Raw genomic sequence first — 17,759 nt, 5'->3', positions numbered from 1 at the left:
ATAAAAGCGTTACTTTGCGTTGCAGAGGCTGGCCGTATCAACAGTCCGCGCCGCTTCGACGCTCTCTTCGCTAAGCCCATAGGTCATCAGGATTTTCTTGTAGTCATCGGTCTTCTTGAACTCGATGAGTTCCTTGTTGAAGGCGTCGTAGAATTCCTTGTCCTCTGGACGGAAGCTGAAAGCGCCGAAACTGCGCGCGGACTTGCCATCCACAACCGGGTCGGTAAACGGATGTGCCTGTTCCAGTTGTGGCGAATTTTCAACGAGCTTGGCCACTGTCAGCTCTGTTGCGGCATAGGCATCCGCACGACCGGTCTGAACCGTGGATGGAGCGTCAGCATTGCCCTGAATCATGACAATCTGCGATTCATCGATACCCATTCCATGCAGGAAATCGATCTGATCAGCACCCGAAACAATTGCGACTTTCAGAGACGGATCTTTCTTGATGTCGTCATAGGAATGAATGTTTTTTGGATTGCCTTTTGGCACCAGGAGACCTTCACCATAGCTGGAATTAGCGACCGTGAACTGAACCTGTTTGCAGCGGTCAGGCAAAACATTCTGCTCGGCGGCGACAAACTCAAAGCGTTTGGCCTTCAATCCGGGAATAAGCGAGCCGAATGGCGTAACCGTCCAATCTACTTCTTCAATTCCGAGTTTTTTGAAGATTGCTGCGGCAACGTCCGGGCCGATGCCTTTGGCTGCGCCACTCGCGTCCATATAACCATAGGGCACTTCGTTGGCAGTCGCTCCTCGCACAAAGCCCGCGCTTTTCAGATCATCAATGGTGACGGCCTGTGACGGCATTGTAAGAGCTGCAAATGCTGCCGCGGAAAGCAGAGCAGAAATCGTATGAAGTTTCATGCGCATGGTGTTCACTCCTCTTTATGGATGCCGGTTGTTTTCGGTCCGGCTTTTCAATTGGTTGGTACTGATTGATTTAAGACGAGGACGGCTCCTCGCTGATCGTGGCGATGACCGAAAGGCAATCACCCATCTTGATGAGACCCGGAAAATGCCGTGCCGCGAGAATTCCGTCGAGTGCGGCGCGGTACTCTTGCGGAGCTACGCCGGTGCGCGCCACATTATGAACGCGGGCAATGAGGTCGCCCGTGCGTATTTCCGCGCCAAGATCGACCAAAGGTTCAAGTAAGCCTTCGGTATCGGCAAAGCCGAAGCATTCCTGCGATGGCATATCGAGCCATGTCGTGGGTGAAAACTCCACTTCACCATGCAAAATGTCTGCGTGACGCAGAAGGTTGCGAATGCCGCGCTTGGCGATTGTTGCCGACCGTGCTGAAATCGTGCCACCGCCGGAAAGCTCGGTCGTCACAAACACCTTCCCGGCTTCCTCAGCGGTCGTGTCGTACATGCCTACAGCATCGATCTCTATCATTCGCATGGAAAAGGGGGCGGAGAATGCTTTGACGGCAGCAAAGCATTGGGCTTCCTGAGTTGCATCGGGCAGGGCATGTGCTGCGGCATAGGGCAGGAAATCGAGTGTTCGTCCGCCGGAATGAAAATCCATGACGATATCGGCTGCGGGCAGCAGATAGCGGGTGAAATAATCGGCGATCTTTTCAGTTACCGTGCCATCCGGGCGGCCGGGGAAACTACGATTGAGATTGCCTTTATCTATCGGCGATGTGCGTGTTCCCGCCATGAAAGCTGGAAAATTCATTGCAGGAACAATGATAACGCGTCCGTTGATCTCAGCCGGTTTCAGATTGGCGGCGAGATCGTAGAGTGCAACCGGCCCCTCATATTCATCACCGTGATTGCCACCCGTAAGAAGGGCGGTGGGGCCATCGCCATTGCGAATGACGCAGATGGGCAGCATCAGCGAGCCCCAGGCGGAATCGTCTCTGGACCAAGGTAGCCGCAAATGCCCGTGCTGTACGCCGTCGCGGTCAAGATCGACAGTCGGCGTGATCGGGGAGGGACGTGATGGAGGCGAGCTAAGCATCATCGCAGCGTCCTAATCCTTGACCACGAGCTTGCGTGGCACATTCGACAGGCATTCGACGCCGGTTTCGGTGATCACGATGCTCTCGGTAATCTCGAGCCCCATGGTTTCCAGCCAGAGACCTGTCATGAAGTGAAAGGTCATGCCGGGCTGCAATTCCGTGCGGTCGCCGGGACGCAGGCTCATGGTGCGTTCGCCCCAGTCCGGCGGATAGGACAGGCCGATTGAATAGCCGGTGCGGTTGTCCTTGATGATCCCGTATTTCTTCAAAACAGCGAAGAAGCCGTTGGCGATATCTTCGCAAGTGTTGCCGGGGCGAGCAACAGCAAGGCCCGCTTCCATACCTTCGAGCGTTGCCTTTTCTGCATCAAGAAAAGCCTGCGTCGGCTTGCCGAGAAATACAGTCCGCGACAGTGGACAATGATAACGCTTATAGCAACCCGCAATCTCGAAGAAGGTGCCTTCTCCGGTCTTCATCGGCGAATCGTTCCAGGTGAGATGCGGGGCGGAAGCATCAGGTCCAGAAGGCAACAGTGGCACGATGGCAGGATAATCGCCGCCGAAATCGTCAACGCCGCGCGTGCCTGCATCGTAGATTTCGGCAACCAGATCGCATTTTCGCATGCCCGGCTCGATTTTATCGACGATGCGCTGGTGCATGGCTTCCACGATGCGACCGGCTTTGCGCATATAGCCGATCTCGGTTGAACTCTTCACCGCCCGCTGCCAGTTGACGAGACCTTGCGCATCTTTGAACTGTGCATTGGGCAGATGCTTCTGCAGAGCATGGTGGGCCGCAGCAGTGTACCAGTAATTGTCGAACTCGACGGCTATCGTCTTGTTACCCCATCCCTTTTCCTCAAGGATTGAGGCCAGAAGGTCCATCGGGTGGCGTTCCAGCGATTGCACGTAATGGTCGGGATAGCCGATAATGTTGTCATGGCTGATCCACGCGGTGCGTTTAGCACCGTTGCCATCCTGACCACGACCATACCAGATCGGTTCGCCTTCCATCGAAAGCACAACGCATTGATGGACATAGAAGGACCAGCCATCATAACCGGTAAGCCAGTGCATGTTGGACGGGTCTGTGACGATGATGACATCGAAGCCTGCCTTCTCCATGTCGCGACGGGTTTTGGCTATCCGGTGATCATATTCCGTGCGGGTGAAGTTGAGTTCCACACTCATCGACTGGCTCCTGCAGTTTTGGTTGAATCGATTTTCGCGCCTGCGTCGCGCAGGCTGGCGCGCTCCGTCGCGAGATGGGCGATTGCAGTGTCTTGAACTCCGGTACCCGTGAGGTCGCAGAAGGTTATGTCCTCTGCCTTCCGCTGGAATGTGGGAGCATTGAGAACGATCTGGCCCAGTTCTGGAAAGACAGTATCCGCTGCAACAATCCCAGCCGAAATTGCGTGGTGCAGTTCGCCAAGCCTGCGTGTCTGGGAGAGGCTGTCAGCGACATAGATGATTGATCGCTGGAAAAGGGTGGGGTCGATCTCGTTCTTATGTTCGGCGTCCGATCCCATAGCAGTAACGTGCTGACCGGGTGCAAGCCATTCAGCCTTTATGAGTGGCGTTTCCGATGGCGTGGTCGTGACGATGATGTCAGTGCCAACACAAGCTTCCTTTGCATCTGCGATTGCCGTCACCGGTATTCCGAGCTTTTGGGTAAAGTTCTGCGCGGCTTTTTTCGCGCCATCGAAGTTGCGTGCCCAAATCCGCGCCTCGGTGATGGAGCGCACGAGTTTCAGCGCTTCGAGCTGCATTCCTGCCTGCATGCCCGCACCGATGATGGTGGCGATACGGGCATTTTCCCGCGCCAGATATTTTGCTGCGACAGCACCGGCAGCCGCTGTACGCACATCGGTCAGATAGCCATTATCCAGCAACAGTGCTTCGATAAGACCGGTCTTTGCCGAAAATTGGATCATCAGTCCGTTGGTGGATGGCAGGCCGATTGAAGGATTATTGAAGAAGCCCGGACTTATTTTGATGGCAAAGCTGTCTAGTCCAGGAATATAGGCCGTCTTTACATCGACTTCGCCACGCTCTGCAGGGATATCCAGCCGAAGAATGGGCGGCATGCTGACGCCGCCACTGGCGAGTGCCCGGAAAGCATCCTCCACGCACGCCACGCTTTCAAGGTCGAGGGCTATGATCTGTCGCAGATCAGCTTCGGTCAGAATTCTCATTTCAGCCATCAGCCTGCCCTCCGATAGCGGTCTTCCATGATTGCGCGGTGTTGTTCGGGATCGATATTGCCACCTGAGACTATGATGACGGTCGGTCCTGTCGGCTTGATCTTGCCACTCAACAAGGCGGCAATGCTGACGGCCGCAGCACCCTCTATGATTTCACCTTCCTGTGTCGCGGCGTGTCTGATCCCGGCTGCAATCTGCTCTTCATCAAGCAGGACTACGTCGTCCAGCAGCGAGCGGCACATTGAAAATGTCCAACGATTGTCGAGCCCAATGCCCCCGCCCAGTGAATCTGCAAGTGTCTCCAGTTCCTCGACATTGATCGGCTTACCGGCTTTGAAGCTGGCATCCATGGCTGCACCGCGAGACATGGAAATACCGATCACACGGCTATGGGGGTGCCGGGCTTTGACTGCTGCGGCGATGCCTGCAGCAAGTCCCCCACCTGAAAGAGGAATGAGAACAGTCTCGGTGTCCGGCTGGTCATCAGTGATTTCCAGACCAATTGTGCCCTGTCCGGCAATAATGCGCGGGTCATCGAATGGCGGAATGATGTTCATTCCTTCTTCGCGGGCCAGTCGCGTTACCTCGTCCATGGCGTCATCCTGTGAGTTCCCAACGATGCGCACATCCGCACCAAGATCGCGGATTGCATTGACCTTGTTGTGCGGCACGAGCGATGAGAGGCAAACGGTAGCGATCAACCCTTGTTCGGAAGCGGCATGCGCGAGAGCACGTCCATGATTGCCGGTAGATGCGGTCACGAGTCCGCGTTTGCGATCGTCGGGCGACAGGCTAAGAATAGCGTTGGTCGCACCACGCAGTTTGAAGCTGCCGGTCGTCTGTCGATTTTCCAGTTTCAGATAAACCGGAGTTCCGGTAAGTTCGCTCAGATATTCTGAGCGTGTCTGCGGCGTTCTCACGACGAGACCTTTCAGCCGGTCGCGCGCTGCTTCGATTTCCTCAAGACCAATCATTTCAATAGTCATTCTTGGCACGCCGCCGCCTCTCATAGCGTCATGGCAATGGGGAAGGCAGCGTTGAGTTTTGTCGAACGCTGCAATGAATGAGCGGACAGAAAGCGCAATAATACGCCACGCGCGAAACCGTAAGGCCGCATCCTCGTTCCCCATATGTTTGATTTTTTTCTTGGCTCTATGTGTGAAAGACCTATAGGATCATGTCAATAATTATATTGAATCATTACAATTTTGATCTGTCACGACTTTTCGATGTCGGAGCCTTGTCAGCGGCGCAGGGGCGTGCCAATGAGAACAGGAATGTTTGCAGATGCTGGATCAACAGAATGAAAGCCGCCTTGAAGCTCGACGCCGTCGATTTGCGTATTCTCGAAGCCGTTCAGGAGAATGCGCGGATCACCAAGCTTGCCTTGGCGGAGAAGGTCGGGCTTTCTGCGACACCCTGCTGGCTGCGACTGCGCAAGCTGGAAGAGGCGGGGATTGTCACGGGCTATCATGCACGCATCGCCTACCGTAAAATTGCTCCCATCGCGAATGTCATTGTGCAGATCACTCTGGGCAATCATCGTCAAAGCGATTTTGACCGGTTCGAAAGAGCTGTCACAGCAGTAGCCGAAATCGTGTCCTGCTGGTCGGTTGGCGGTGGGGTGGACTATTTTCTGATGATCGTGGCGCGCGACATTGATGGCTATCAACGTCTGATTGACCGTCTTCTGGACCAGAATATCGGCATAGAACGCTACTTCACCTATATCGTGACCAAGCTGGTCAAGGACGAGAAAGCGAGCGCACCTTTGTCGCTGTTCGGGGAAGTCGCAGACTAGCCCAAACAGACTGTCTGGCTTTCAAATTTAGTCCAATTCGCATGTTCGTCGGGCTGCCTTTGGTCCGAATCCAGGGCTATCCTGTGACAAACTTCTTCCTGAATTGGGAGAAGAACAATGAACGCCGTTCTGGATCATCCGATACAACATGACGGGCTTGGCAGGCTGCGCGATAAGCATCTTTTTCGCGAGCTTGGCTATATTGATGGACGCTGGTTTGCGGGACGAAAGGCCGAAACCTTCCCTGTTCTCGATCCTGCAACTGGTCAGCGGCTTGCCCGTGTGGCTAGTCTTGGCGAAGCTGACACGACGCTCGCGATCGATGCCGCAGTAAAGGCCTTTTCGACCTGGCGTGATAAGCTGCCCCAGGAACGATCTGCGGTCTTGCGGCGTTGGTTCGAGCTGGTCATGGCAAATCGCGAAGATCTCGCATTGCTGATGACGCTGGAGCAGGGCAAGCCGCTGGCGGAATCACGCGGCGAGATCGATTATGGCGCGTCTTTCATCGAATGGTTTGCAGAAGAGGCCAAGCGTATTAACGGCGAAACCATAGCGAGCCATCTCCAAAATGCCGAGATGCTTGTGCGCCGCGAGGCGTTGGGTGTCGTAGCACTTGTTACTCCATGGAATTTTCCGCATGCCATGATCACACGCAAGGCGGCTGCAGCGATTGCCGCCGGTTGCCCGGTCGTCGTGCATCCGTCTTCAGAAACACCGCTTTCCGCGCTTGCCTTGGCCGAGCTGGCCGAACGAGCTGGGATGCCTGTGGGTATCTTCAATGTGGTGACTGGCAAGGCCGCGCCTATCGTCGATGTATTGTGCCGCGACGAGCGTGTACGGGCGCTGAGCTTCACCGGCTCGACGGAAATCGGCAAGCTGATCGCTACCAAATGTGCGAATACGATGAAACGGCTTGTCATGGAGCTTGGCGGACATGCACCTTTAATCATCTTCGATGACGCCGATGTCGAGCGGGCGGTCGATGTTGCTATGGCTGCCAAATTTGCGACCTCTGGTCAGGATTGCCTTGCTGCAAACCGTATCTTTGTTCAGCGCGGCATTCTGAAAGCGTTCACAAAGGCTTTTGCAGCGCGCATTGCGGCGCTGAAGGTCGGCAATGGGATTAATCCGACGGTGGAGATTGGGCCTCTGATGCACAGCCGGGCGCTGGACAAGGTCGAAGAGCACGTGCGGGACGCTGAAAAGCGAGGCAGTAAGGTACTCGTCGGCGGCAACCGACTGGGAGAGAACTCGCTTTTCTTTGAGCCGACCTTGCTGGTCGATGCGCCTGACGATGCGGCGATTATGCACGAAGAGACATTCGGACCGGTAGCTGCCGTCACGGTTTTTGACGATGAGGACGAAGTCATCGCCCGCGCCAATGCCACACAATATGGTCTCGTTGCCTATGTTGTAACGGCGAATGGCGCCCGGCAGCTCCGTATGGGGCGCGCACTCGAATATGGAATGGTAGCCATCAACCGCGCGAAAATTACCGGCGCACCGATCCCCTTTGGCGGCTGGAAGCAATCCGGTCTTGGCCGCGAAGGCTCCCATCAGGGCATCGAAGCCTTCACCGAACTCAAGTATCTCTGCATCGATACCGCCGCGTGAAAGCGTGGCGACAGGAAAGGAACACAACCATGTTGAATAATAGCAATGAACTGACCGCTTGGGATCGGGATCATTTCTTTCATCCGTCCACGCATATGGGTATGCATGCCCGTGGTGAAACGCCAACGCGCGTGCTGGAAGGCGGCGAGGGCGTGTATATTGCCGACGTGAATGGCCGGAAGAGCCTTGATGCCTTCGCAGGTCTTTATTGCGTCAATGTTGGTTATGGCCGCACGGAAATTGCGGATGCGATTGCAGAACAGGCGCGCAAACTTGCCTATTATCATGCCTATGTCGGCCATGGCACCGAAGTGTCCATCACGCTTGCCAAGATGATCATCGACCGTGCACCAGACCATATGAGCCGCGTCTATTTTGGTCTTTCCGGTTCGGATGCCAACGAAACCAACATCAAGCTGATCTGGTATTACAACAATATTCTTGGCCGCCCTGAAAAGAAGAAGATCATTTCTCGTTGGCGTGGATATCATGGTTCGGGTGTGATGACGGGCAGCATGACAGGGCTTGCGACCTTCCACAACGCCTTTGACCTGCCGCGTGCGCCTATCCTGCATACGGAATCCCCTTATTATTTCCGTCGCGCGGACCGCTCGATGAGCGAAGAGCAGTTTTCGCAACATTGCGCCGACAAGCTCGAGGAAATGATCCTTGCGGAAGGCCCGGAGACAATCGCAGCCTTCATTGGTGAACCTGTTCTGGGCACCGGCGGTATCGTTCCGCCACCTGCTGGCTATTGGCAGAAGATTCAGGCTGTTCTTGATCGCTACGATATTCTGCTCGTTGCCGATGAGGTCGTTACCGGCTTCGGCCGTCTTGGCAGCATGTTTGGTTCCGACCATTACGGCATGAAGCCAGATCTGATTACCATCGCCAAGGGATTAACCTCGGCCTATGCACCGCTTTCCGGCTCGATTGTATCGGACCGCATGTGGCAGGTGCTGGTTCAGGGATCGGACAAGATGGGGCCAATTGGCCATGGCTGGACCTATTCTGCCCATCCGATCTGCGCTGCAGCAGGCGTAGCCAATCTCAAGCTCATCGACGAGTTGAAACTGGTTGAAAATGCCGGCTCCACAGGCGCCTATTTCCGCAAGGCACTGCAGGATGCTCTTGGCGATCACAAGCATGTCGGCGAAGTTCGCGGCGAAGGTCTGATGGCGGCAATCGAATTCGTGGAAGATCGCGACGACCGCAAATTCTTCGATCCTTCGCTGAAGATCGGCGCACAGGTTTCAACGGCACTTCTTGCCAACGGCGTTATCGCTCGCGCTATGCCTGAAGGCGATATTCTCGGATTTGCTCCACCACTCTGCCTGACGCGTGAAGAAGCAGACAAGGTTGTTGCCGCGACGAAAAAGGCAGTTGCGACCGTCTTTGCTTGAGCCAGTAAAAGCCGTGGCTGTCGGATATTCAATGTCTGACAGCCACGGCTTTTCTCTTTGTTCGCCAGAACAGAAATGTCGCCTTGTCGAAGCGGTTCCATTCGCCATATGTGTTGGTGAGGCATTGAGGAACCATTCCTATGACGACGATTGGCTTGAAGCGTATTTATGAAGCTCCTTCACCGAACGATGGCTACCGTGTACTCGTGGATCGTGTTTGGCCGCGCGGTATGACAAAGGAGAAGGCGGATATAGATCTTTGGGCCAAAGATATTGCCCCGACCGCCAATCTTCGCAAATGGTTCTGCCATGATCCGGCGAAATGGAATGATTTTCAGATAAAATATCGCGAAGAGTTGGAAGGTAACAAGCCAACACTGAAGGATTTGATCGCGACCGCCAAGGCAAGAGGTGGGCGACTAACGCTCTTATATGGCGCGAAAGACGAAGAGCATAATCAAGCTGTCGTCTTGCATGAATTCATGCAAACTCTGTAGACGGCCTCAAAGAGTGCCACAACCGTGGCACTCTTTGGTATTCAATCTCAAAATCACCACTTGGTGTGGACCTTGAGTAGCGCTTTACGCCCTTCACCATAGCCGCAGACATAAATGCCCTGACAACCAGCGACATAGTTCTTGTCGAACAGATTGGTGACGTTGAGGTCGACCCCCCAATTGTCTTTTTCGTAACCGAGCTTCAGGTCGGCAAGCGCCACAGCTGGCACCTTGAGTGTATTTTCCTCATCGGCATAAGAGGAACCGAGGTAGCGTACACCGCCGCCGAGCGTCACCCCTTGAAAAGCACCGTCTGGCACTTTGTACTCGACAAAGACGGAGGCCTGTTGTTCCGGCAAGAGGTAAGGACGATTGCCGATAATATCGGGGTTGCTGTCATTCTCTTTGATTTTCAGGTCGTAGGCAGTAACCGAAGCAGTCACTTTCCAAGCATCGGTGATATTGGCCTGAACTTCCAGTTCGAAACCGCGCGAGTTGACCTTGCCAAGCTGCTCACGCGCGAAGCTGGAGCCAGTGAGGGCATTCTCCTTGGTCAAATCAAACAGTGAAGCGGTGATCAAGCCGTCGAACAATTCCGGACGGTATTTGACGCCCACTTCATACTGTGTTCCCGTCTCCGGTTGAGCATAGCTGCCATCTGCCAGCGTTTCGATGATCGGATTGAAGAAGGTCGCGACGCTGACATAAGGCGTTATGCCATTGTCGAACTCGTAGCCCAGTCCAGCGCGGCCTGAAGCTTTGCCCTTGTTATATTCGTAGCTCGGCAATCCTGCCGCGTCAGTTTTGACATAGTCGTAGCGACCGTTGAATGTTGCGATCCAGCCGTCGCCGAACTCTACTCGATCCTGTGCGTAAATGCCGATCTGGTGACGTCGCAGATCCTGATCGATATAAGGGTCGAACATCGGGCCCTGTGGTTCACCATATATCGGATTGAAACCATCGATAACAGTCGCCCCGCCGGTCTGCTGCATCTGTTCAATACGGAAATAACGGTACTCGACACCAAACAGAAGATTGTGTGTCAGAGCATCGGTCTCGACTGTTCCCTCAAGCTGGTTGTCGGCAAGGAAGGTATTGACCGTCGTATCGTGCCTGAAATTGATGCGCGCAATGTTCGGATTTCCTGGTGCCGGCTGCGGCAAGAAACCTTCATAACCATAGGCGTAAAGGGTGTGTTCTTTCACATGTGAAAAACCATAGCGAACGTTCTGCCGTACAGTCCAGTCATTGTCGAACTGATGCTCGAATTCATAGCCGATGGAGGCCTGCTCGCGCTCGTAGGAATCAATGTCGGGCTCGGTGAAATTTCGCTTGCGCGAAATCTTGCCGAACTCGGTTGGAACGACAGTGCCATAGTAGGGAAGAAAGCCTCCGCCATCGTGGGTCAGATCAAGATGGGTATAGTTGCCGAGAATGGTCAGCTTCGTCGCTTCGTCCGGCTTGTATTCAATGCTTGGCGAGATGACGCCGCGAAATTCCTTGGCGAAGTCTGTATAATTATTGCCACCCTGAATCTTGCCGTTCACACGGTAATTGACCGTATCGCTGGCTTTGTCGCCGATGTCGAAGCCAAGATAGGCATTACCGTAACTATTGACGCCCGTTTCTAGATATCGCAACCGCTCGTCGGTCGGACGCTTGCTGATATAGTTGACAATGCCGCCCGGATTGGACCCGCCGTAAAGGGCAGACGATGCACCACGCAGAACGTCGATACGTTCAATGCCAAAGCTATCGATCAGGAAACCACCGAAGCCGTAGCTGAAGTTCTGCAAACCGTCGAGATAGGTGCCGTATTGGGTGGCTTCGAAACCGCGAATATAGAGCCAGTCGGTATCGTTATCGACACCGAAAGGCTGTCCGAGCACACCTGGCGTATAGCGCAATGCTTCGTCCAGCTTTTGCGCGCCGATGGCATCCATCTGCTTGCGCCCTACAACTGATACGGATTGTGGAATCTTTTCGATGGCAACGCTGTCTTTCGAGCCGGTTGTCGTTGCTGTTGGAACAAAGCCGTTTACCGGCGCAACACCCTCATCACTACGACCATTTCTCGTCTGTACGACAACCGTGTCAAGGCGAACCGTATTGTTAGCCTCTTGCGCATAGGTTGTCGAAACCGGCAGAAACGCAAATGCTGCGTTGCCGGCCAGCAGCATCAGGAAGTGTTGCTTTATCGATGTGGTCATTCGGTGCAAGCCCCTTGAGAAATCCTATATCTGACCCAACTTGCCAACGTCCGATAAGACAACAGCCAGGTACGGCGAATGCGTCAGCGCTGCAACGCATTGCGAATTAATATGAGTATTTACATCAAGATATTGCTAGAAGATTGTTCGTTATTTCGCCCAATTGAATGATCTTTGGCTAATGTAAAATGTCCTCAAATATCGCTCGCGCTGGGTTTACTGTTGGTGTTGTCTGACCCAGGCGGCAGGCGTAGTGCCGGTCAGTTTCTTGAAAACACGGGTGAAATGCGCCTGATCGGCGAAGCCCGTGAGAGCTGCGATATGGGGTAAGGAGACGTTTGGTTGCAGAAGCAGCATCTGCGCTTGATCAATGCGCTTCCGCATCTGCCAGGCGTGCGGTGAAACGCCTGTCGAGGCCTTGAAGGCGCTGCAGAAATAGGATTCGGACAATCCGGTGAGCGTTGCCAGTTCTTGAAGGCGGATAACGCGCGCGTAATTATCCTCCATGAATTCAGTCACGCGGCGAAGCTGTCGCGGTGAAAGCTTGCTGTTAAGCGTCCTTTGTTTCAGCTGCGCTTCAAAGAGTTCTGTTACAAGTGCGGTTAGCAGACCCTCTCCATAAAGGTCATGCATCGGCGCTTTTGAAATGCATTCTTCGGCCAGCAAGGAACCAATCTGTTCGATCTTCGAGTTCGAAAAGAACAGGCGAGGCTTTTCGATGCTACTTTTGTCCAGTACGTGACCGAAGCGTTGTTGTAGGGCAGTAATATCGAAATGCAGATCGAGATGCTTTAGTTTTCCCGGACGTGTTACGCGGCTCCAGATCGTCATGCCAGCAGGGACGTAGCAAAGCCTTTGCCGCGGTTGAACACTCGCCAGCGTATGGTTGGTTTGTTCGGGGCGGATTGCCAGTTCCCCTCGGCTTTCAAGCACAAGAAAAAGGCGCGGCGCTTCCGAAACATACTCTCCGCGTGCGCCTGGTCCGCAATCGACCGACCATACGTCGGCGATTGCGCCACTCCAAACGCGATAATGGAGATCGTCCAGTAAGCTGACGTCTTCAATGTGACTTTTCATATGCGGATGGAAGCCCAAACTCTTCTTCCCGATGATGTTTCTCAAAACATGTATATCTTTCTCATATTTTGCTATCAACCTTCGATGAACTGCTTTATTGCAGGGCAGATATCTAGGTCCTGACCCTAGAGTTGACCAAAATCAGGAATGAGAATGATGACCTCCGCTCTGTTCGAACTCGAGAATGTCACCTTTTCAGCCGCCGGGCGCATCCTGTTGCAACCGCTGACGATGTCGATACCGGTGGGAAGTCTGACAGCGCTTATCGGGCATAATGGTTCAGGCAAATCAACACTTCTGAAAATTTTGGCTCGGCAGCAGCCAGCGTCCGGCGGGATTGTACGCTTTGCGGGTAAGGCGCTTGGTGATTGGGGTGACCGTGAGTTTGCGCGCAAGCTTGCCTATCTGCCACAGCAGACTGCACCTGCGGCAGGCATGCTGGTCAAGGAACTTGTCGCTTTGGGGCGCTACCCCTGGCACGGTGCTCTAGGGCGCTTCGGCGCAACGGATCGTCAGAAGGTGGAAGAAGCCATCGAACTGACCGGGATCGGAGCCTTCGCGGACCGATTGGTCGACACCCTTCGGGCGGTGAGCGTCAGCGCGTCTGGCTCGCCATGCTGGTTGCTCAGGATGCGGAATGCCTTCTGCTTGATGAACCGACTTCGGCGCTGGATATCGCGCACCAGATCGAAGTTCTCTCGCTTGTGCGTAAGCTGTCACACGAAAAGGACCTGAGCGTCTTCGTCGTCTTGCATGATGTCAATATGGCCGCACGCTTTTGCGATGAAGTGTTTGCACTCCACAGCGGCAGATTGATCGCACAATCCACGCCTAAGGGAATTATGGTGCCGGAACGCCTGGAGGAAATCTATGGCATTCCGATGGAAGTTATGCGGCACACTTCTACGGGACAGTTGATCGCTTCGCCGCGATAGGCTGTCAGTCCCTACCTTCTTCGGGCGCTCCTAACGGAAACAGATGACGGAATGGTCGCGCTTCGTCGAGTGCGCTGGCATAGCTCGGCCGTGCAAGCAGACGTTTGCGATAGGTCCACACATTGGCGAATTTTTCGGGAATGGCATAGGTCCAGTCTGCGTAGAGCAGGGCAGGCGCCGCAGCGCAGTCGGCAAGGCTGAAATCATCGCCCGAGACCCATTTGCGCCCTTCCATATGTCGATCCAGAAACGCATAGGCTGTATCGAAGGCTGCTCGCCAGCGATTGCCCCCGTCGTCATGCTCGCGACCAAGTGCGATATAGACGAGGCGTTGCTGCGGGTAGTTTATGTAATTATCGAAGAAACGATCCCACATTCTCACGTCCGCGCTGACAAGCGGGTCTGATGGGATTAGTTGTCTGGTGTGGGGATAGGCAGCGTCGAGATACTCGATGATACCGGTCGCTTCAAACACCAGTTTTCCATTATGCGTTAGCACGGGGAATTTACCGAAGGGCCAAAGGGCGTTGAACTCGCTCGCTACCGGTTCCGTACCATCAAGCATTCTTGCTTCGAAAGCTATGTCCTTTTCATAGAAGGCGGTTATCGCCTTCTGGCAGTACGACGAAAAGGGATGAAGGTAGAGTTTCAAGGTCATCGTGGTCCTCCCAGACAGATGGCAGATGAACTTCAATCGCCGTTGGTGCGATAGTCCGCGCGATTGATGCCATGACGTTGCATCTTATCGTAAAAGGTCTTTCGCGGAATACCGAGCGCCTCAATGGTTTCCTGAACATTGCCATTATGGGCGGCAAGCGTTTCGCGGATGAGCGTTTCTTCGTAGCGCTCGAGCCGTTTTGGAAGTGTTTCTTGATTGCCGACCATCGATTGCAGCAAGTGAGCCGGTTTCGCAACGCCAAGCGCTACGCGGTCGGCAAAATGTGCCAATTCGCGGACATTTCCCGGCCAGCTATGGTTCATGAGATGTCGGTGTGTCGCTGCATCGATAGCGGGCACATCGCGATTGAAGCGTTTCGACGCTCGCGTCAGGAAATGTGCAAAAAGCAACGGAATGTCGTCCCGTCTTTCTCTCAGCGGCGGGATGGAAAGCGTGACGACATTCAGCCGGTAATAGAGGTCCTCACGGAAGTCGCCTCTCTGGGTGGGGTCACCGAGGTCGATCTTTGCTGCAGCCACAACCCGCAGATCGACGGGGCGAACCTCATTCGTACCGAGTGGTGTGATTTCGCGCATCTCAAGGACGCGCAGCAGTTTCACTTGTGTTGCTGCAGGCATGCTTTCAATTTCATCGAGAAACAGCGTACCACCACTTGCATGTTCAACCCGTCCGAGCCGCTTTTTCTGAGCTCCCGTAAAGGCACCTGCCTCGTGACCGAACAGTTCGCTTTCAATCACCGTTTCGGGCAAGGCTCCGCAGTTGAGCGCTACGAAATTGCCTTTGCGGCGGTGGCCCCAGTTGTGCAGCAACTGTGCGACGACTTCCTTGCCACTGCCAGTTTCACCAGCCACGAGCACATCAACATCCGTATCGGCTATATCGCGCAAGGTACGGCGCAGATTTTCCATCGCCGGTGTCTGGCCGATCAACGGCAGATCGCCCTCCACATTCTCGGCGGCTTCGCGCAAGGCGCGGTTTTCAACGATAAGTTGTCTCTTTTCCCATGCACGACGGATGCTGTGCACGAGCCTGTCGGCTGCAAACGGCTTGGCGATGAAATCATAGGCACCGTCCTGAATGGCTTGCACCGCCATCGGAATATCACCGTGGCCAGTAATCAGGATTACTGGCAAATCGGGGTCAATGGCTTTGATCCGGGCAAAGAATTGGAGACCGTCGATCTGCGGCATGCGGACATCGGTAACGACAACGCCATCATACTCAAAAGTAACGCTGTTCAACGCATCCAGTGCGCTTGGAAAATCAGCAACCTCGAAACCGGCAAGCTCAAGCGTTTGACGAGTGGCGCGGCGGAGCGCCTTGTCATCGTCGACAAGAATAACGGAGGGTGACTTGTCCATCATGCTTTTCTCAGTTCGATGCGGAAAGATGTGCCTGCGGCATTACTGTCGGCGGAGATGGCCCCGCCATAGTCAGTGACGATCTCCTTGACGATCACAAGACCTAGACCGAGACCTTTTTCCTTCGATGTATTGAAAGGCGAAAACAGATTGTCGCGAATATGCTGCGGCATACCCGGTCCATTGTCGGAAACCAATATGACGACTTTGTCACGATCTACATGAGTACGGACATCAATTTTTCCATCATTCTGTTTTAAATCAATGGCTTCCAGTGCATTCTGGAACAGGTTGATGAAAACCTGTTCCAGCCGGATTGAATGACCGATAACTTGCAGTTCCGGCGGTGGTAGTGCGATATCGAGCTGATCCATGCGCCCGGAGAACCTGCTTCGCAGCAGTACCAGCGCACCCGAAATGACCTGACTGAGCGAAGTCGGCTCGGAAGGAGTGCGTCCCTTGCGGGCAAGTGCTTTAAGGTCGCCCGTGATTGTACCTATGCGGTCTGTTAATGCGGCGATTTCACTGAGGTTTTCGGTTGCGTCGGAAAGGCGTTTCCGTTCGATGAAGGTTTTTGCGTTGTCTGCATAGGCGCGAATGGTTGCGACGGGCTGGTTGATTTCATGCGCCACGCCAGCCGCTACTTGCCCCATGATAGCCAGGCGATTGGCGTGCACGAGGTCCTGCTGCACCCCTTGCAGCATTGTTTCGGTGCGACGATGGTCGCTGATCTCAGCTTGCAGTCTGTCGCGTGCCAGACTGAGATCGCGGGTGCGCTCTTCCACGCGTTCTTCCAGTTCCATCTGTGTACGCTGTGCATTGGCGATGCGTGTCGCGATTTTCTGCCTGCGACGTAGAAGAAGTCCGGCAACCGTTGCGATAGCTGAAAGGATGATAAAGGTGAACAACCGGGCTTCTCGAATGGCGGAAGGTATCTGCGGGCGAATTGGCGCGAGACTGTACATCTGCCAGGGAGTGGAAGGCACGATCGAACGGATCGCGAGAAAGTCGGTATTGCGCGCATTGCCGGGCAGCAGCGCATCAATCAACTGTACATCCTCGCCGTCAATTGACTTGATCGACAGGGGCAAGGGTTTAAGTGGCGCGTCACCAAACTGCAGGCTATCGCGGATAAACTGAAGCTGCTCCTGATTGATCGAGCCAATGGTCATGAAACGCCAGGACGGCAAGCTTGTAATTAGAACGATATTGCGTTCATCCGTCACGAAGGTCGGTCGTCCGGCATTGTTCCAGTCACTTTCCAGCCTGTCGAACTCCAGCTTGACAACGATCACCCCCAACGGACCGCTCGGGCCGTCGATGCGACGGGATATGTAAAGACCTGGGCGATTGCTGACATTGCCGAGCGCAAAGTACTCTGCATCCCCGTTTTTCAAAGCGTTGTGAAAATAGGGGCGAAACTTGTAGTCGTTGCCGACAAAACTTGTTGGTCCGCGCCAGTTGCTTGCCGCGATGGCAATGCCGTCCATGCCGACAAGATAAATGACGGCCGCTTGCGTCCCATCCGCCAATGCTTCGAGTTTCTCATTCAAGGGATCGATTGTTGGGGCTGTTTTGTCCAGTAATGCAGATTCCAGCGCCTTGTCCTTTGACAGCACCAGAGGCAAAGCACGTTGCTTGTCGAGAACAGCGCGCAACAGTGCAGTGTTGAGGTTGGCATCGATCCTTGTCTGCTCGCTTAATGCGAGGACGGCCTTGTCTCGTGCCATGTCGCCGACGACCCAGAATGCAAGCGCGAAAACCGCAGCCCAAAACAATCCGAACAACGCCCAGATCCGTCGGTTGATGTTTGTGGGTCGGGTGCGGCTGTCCGCTGGGGAGGGGTTCGAACTCATTGCTCTCATTGTGCAATATTTCACACAAATTGGAAATAAAATTGTGCGGATAATCACACTTCTGCTAGATTTACTTCGACGCAAAAACTCACAAATTTAAAGAAAACAACATGTTAGTGAGTCATCTCCAAACTGGCACGGACATTGCAA

Annotated in this window: 14 protein-coding genes and 1 pseudogene; 5 read left to right on the top strand and 10 right to left on the bottom strand. The window is 54.2% G+C overall.

Annotated elements, in window-relative coordinates:
- Positions 1 to 9 precede the first annotated feature (9 nt).
- From ehuB to eutB, 5 genes are all read right to left on the bottom strand, one after another.
- Positions 10 to 873: an ectoine/hydroxyectoine ABC transporter substrate-binding protein EhuB gene (ehuB, locus tag AAE521_RS10625; protein ID WP_342061293.1), complete on the bottom strand. Its 864-nt coding sequence runs from the start codon at positions 871 to 873 to the stop codon at positions 10 to 12.
- Between the two features lie 70 nt (positions 874 to 943).
- Positions 944 to 1,972 carry a N(2)-acetyl-L-2,4-diaminobutanoate deacetylase DoeB gene (doeB, locus tag AAE521_RS10620; protein ID WP_342061292.1) on the bottom strand — a complete coding sequence of 343 codons (1,029 nt, stop codon included), beginning with the start codon at positions 1,970 to 1,972 and terminating at the stop codon, positions 944 to 946.
- 9 nt (positions 1,973 to 1,981) lie between these two features.
- Entirely contained in the window at positions 1,982 to 3,160 is a 1,179-nt protein-coding gene (gene doeA / locus AAE521_RS10615; RefSeq protein WP_342061291.1) for an ectoine hydrolase DoeA, read from the bottom strand.
- Positions 3,157 to 4,173 carry a cyclodeaminase gene (locus AAE521_RS10610; RefSeq protein ID WP_342061290.1) on the bottom strand — a complete coding sequence of 339 codons (1,017 nt, stop codon included), beginning with the start codon at positions 4,171 to 4,173 and terminating at the stop codon, positions 3,157 to 3,159. Before AAE521_RS10610 ends, doeA begins: the two co-directional genes overlap by 4 nt.
- A complete protein-coding gene (gene eutB / locus AAE521_RS10605) occupies positions 4,173 to 5,159 on the bottom strand; it encodes a hydroxyectoine utilization dehydratase EutB (RefSeq protein ID WP_342061289.1) in 987 nt (328 codons plus the stop codon). The genes AAE521_RS10610 and eutB overlap by 1 nt, the downstream gene beginning before the upstream one ends.
- A gap of 329 nt (positions 5,160 to 5,488) precedes the next feature.
- Between eutB and AAE521_RS10600 the strand changes: the two genes are divergently transcribed.
- The 4 genes from AAE521_RS10600 (at position 5,489) to AAE521_RS10585 (ending at position 9,488) form a co-directional block, all read left to right on the top strand.
- On the top strand, positions 5,489 to 5,974 hold the full coding sequence (locus AAE521_RS10600; RefSeq protein WP_342061387.1) for an Lrp/AsnC family transcriptional regulator: 486 nt from the start codon (positions 5,489 to 5,491) through the stop codon (positions 5,972 to 5,974).
- 117 nt (positions 5,975 to 6,091) lie between these two features.
- Complete coding sequence (locus AAE521_RS10595; protein WP_342061288.1) at positions 6,092 to 7,588, top strand: NAD-dependent succinate-semialdehyde dehydrogenase; 1,497 nt, start codon at positions 6,092 to 6,094, stop codon at positions 7,586 to 7,588.
- 29 nt (positions 7,589 to 7,617) lie between these two features.
- A complete protein-coding gene (locus AAE521_RS10590) occupies positions 7,618 to 8,991 on the top strand; it encodes an aspartate aminotransferase family protein (RefSeq protein ID WP_342061287.1) in 1,374 nt (457 codons plus the stop codon).
- Positions 8,992 to 9,131: 140 nt separating this feature from the next.
- Complete coding sequence (locus AAE521_RS10585) at positions 9,132 to 9,488, top strand: DUF488 domain-containing protein (RefSeq protein ID WP_342061286.1); 357 nt, start codon at positions 9,132 to 9,134, stop codon at positions 9,486 to 9,488.
- A gap of 53 nt (positions 9,489 to 9,541) precedes the next feature.
- Here AAE521_RS10585 and AAE521_RS10580 read toward each other — a convergent pair whose 3' ends face one another.
- Positions 9,542 to 11,701, bottom strand: coding sequence for a TonB-dependent siderophore receptor (locus AAE521_RS10580; RefSeq protein WP_342061285.1), 2,160 nt, complete (start codon positions 11,699 to 11,701; stop codon positions 9,542 to 9,544).
- Positions 11,702 to 11,917: 216 nt separating this feature from the next.
- Complete coding sequence (locus AAE521_RS10575) at positions 11,918 to 12,778, bottom strand: helix-turn-helix domain-containing protein (RefSeq protein ID WP_235817513.1); 861 nt, start codon at positions 12,776 to 12,778, stop codon at positions 11,918 to 11,920.
- Between the two features lie 156 nt (positions 12,779 to 12,934).
- Here AAE521_RS10575 and AAE521_RS10570 point away from each other — a divergent pair.
- Positions 12,935 to 13,713: pseudogene (locus tag AAE521_RS10570) on the top strand (ATP-binding cassette domain-containing protein).
- Between the two features lie 4 nt (positions 13,714 to 13,717).
- Here AAE521_RS10570 and AAE521_RS10565 read toward each other — a convergent pair.
- Genes AAE521_RS10565 through AAE521_RS10555 form a run of 3 tightly spaced genes read right to left on the bottom strand, consistent with a single transcriptional unit; the run spans position 13,718 to position 17,618 of the window.
- On the bottom strand, positions 13,718 to 14,371 hold the full coding sequence (locus AAE521_RS10565) for a glutathione S-transferase family protein (protein ID WP_342061284.1): 654 nt from the start codon (positions 14,369 to 14,371) through the stop codon (positions 13,718 to 13,720).
- 32 nt (positions 14,372 to 14,403) lie between these two features.
- Entirely contained in the window at positions 14,404 to 15,753 is a 1,350-nt protein-coding gene (locus tag AAE521_RS10560; RefSeq protein ID WP_071630956.1) for a sigma-54-dependent transcriptional regulator, read from the bottom strand.
- Positions 15,753 to 17,618: an ATP-binding protein gene (locus tag AAE521_RS10555; RefSeq protein ID WP_374864500.1), complete on the bottom strand. Its 1,866-nt coding sequence runs from the start codon at positions 17,616 to 17,618 to the stop codon at positions 15,753 to 15,755. Before AAE521_RS10555 ends, AAE521_RS10560 begins: the two co-directional genes overlap by 1 nt.
- Positions 17,619 to 17,759 lie beyond the last annotated feature (141 nt).

This window comes from Brucella cytisi (assembly GCF_038433355.1).
In the GTDB taxonomy this organism is placed as follows: domain Bacteria; phylum Pseudomonadota; class Alphaproteobacteria; order Rhizobiales; family Rhizobiaceae; genus Brucella; species Brucella cytisi.
Note: the sequence above shows the minus strand (reverse complement) of the source record. Positions and strands in the feature narration are given on the sequence as shown.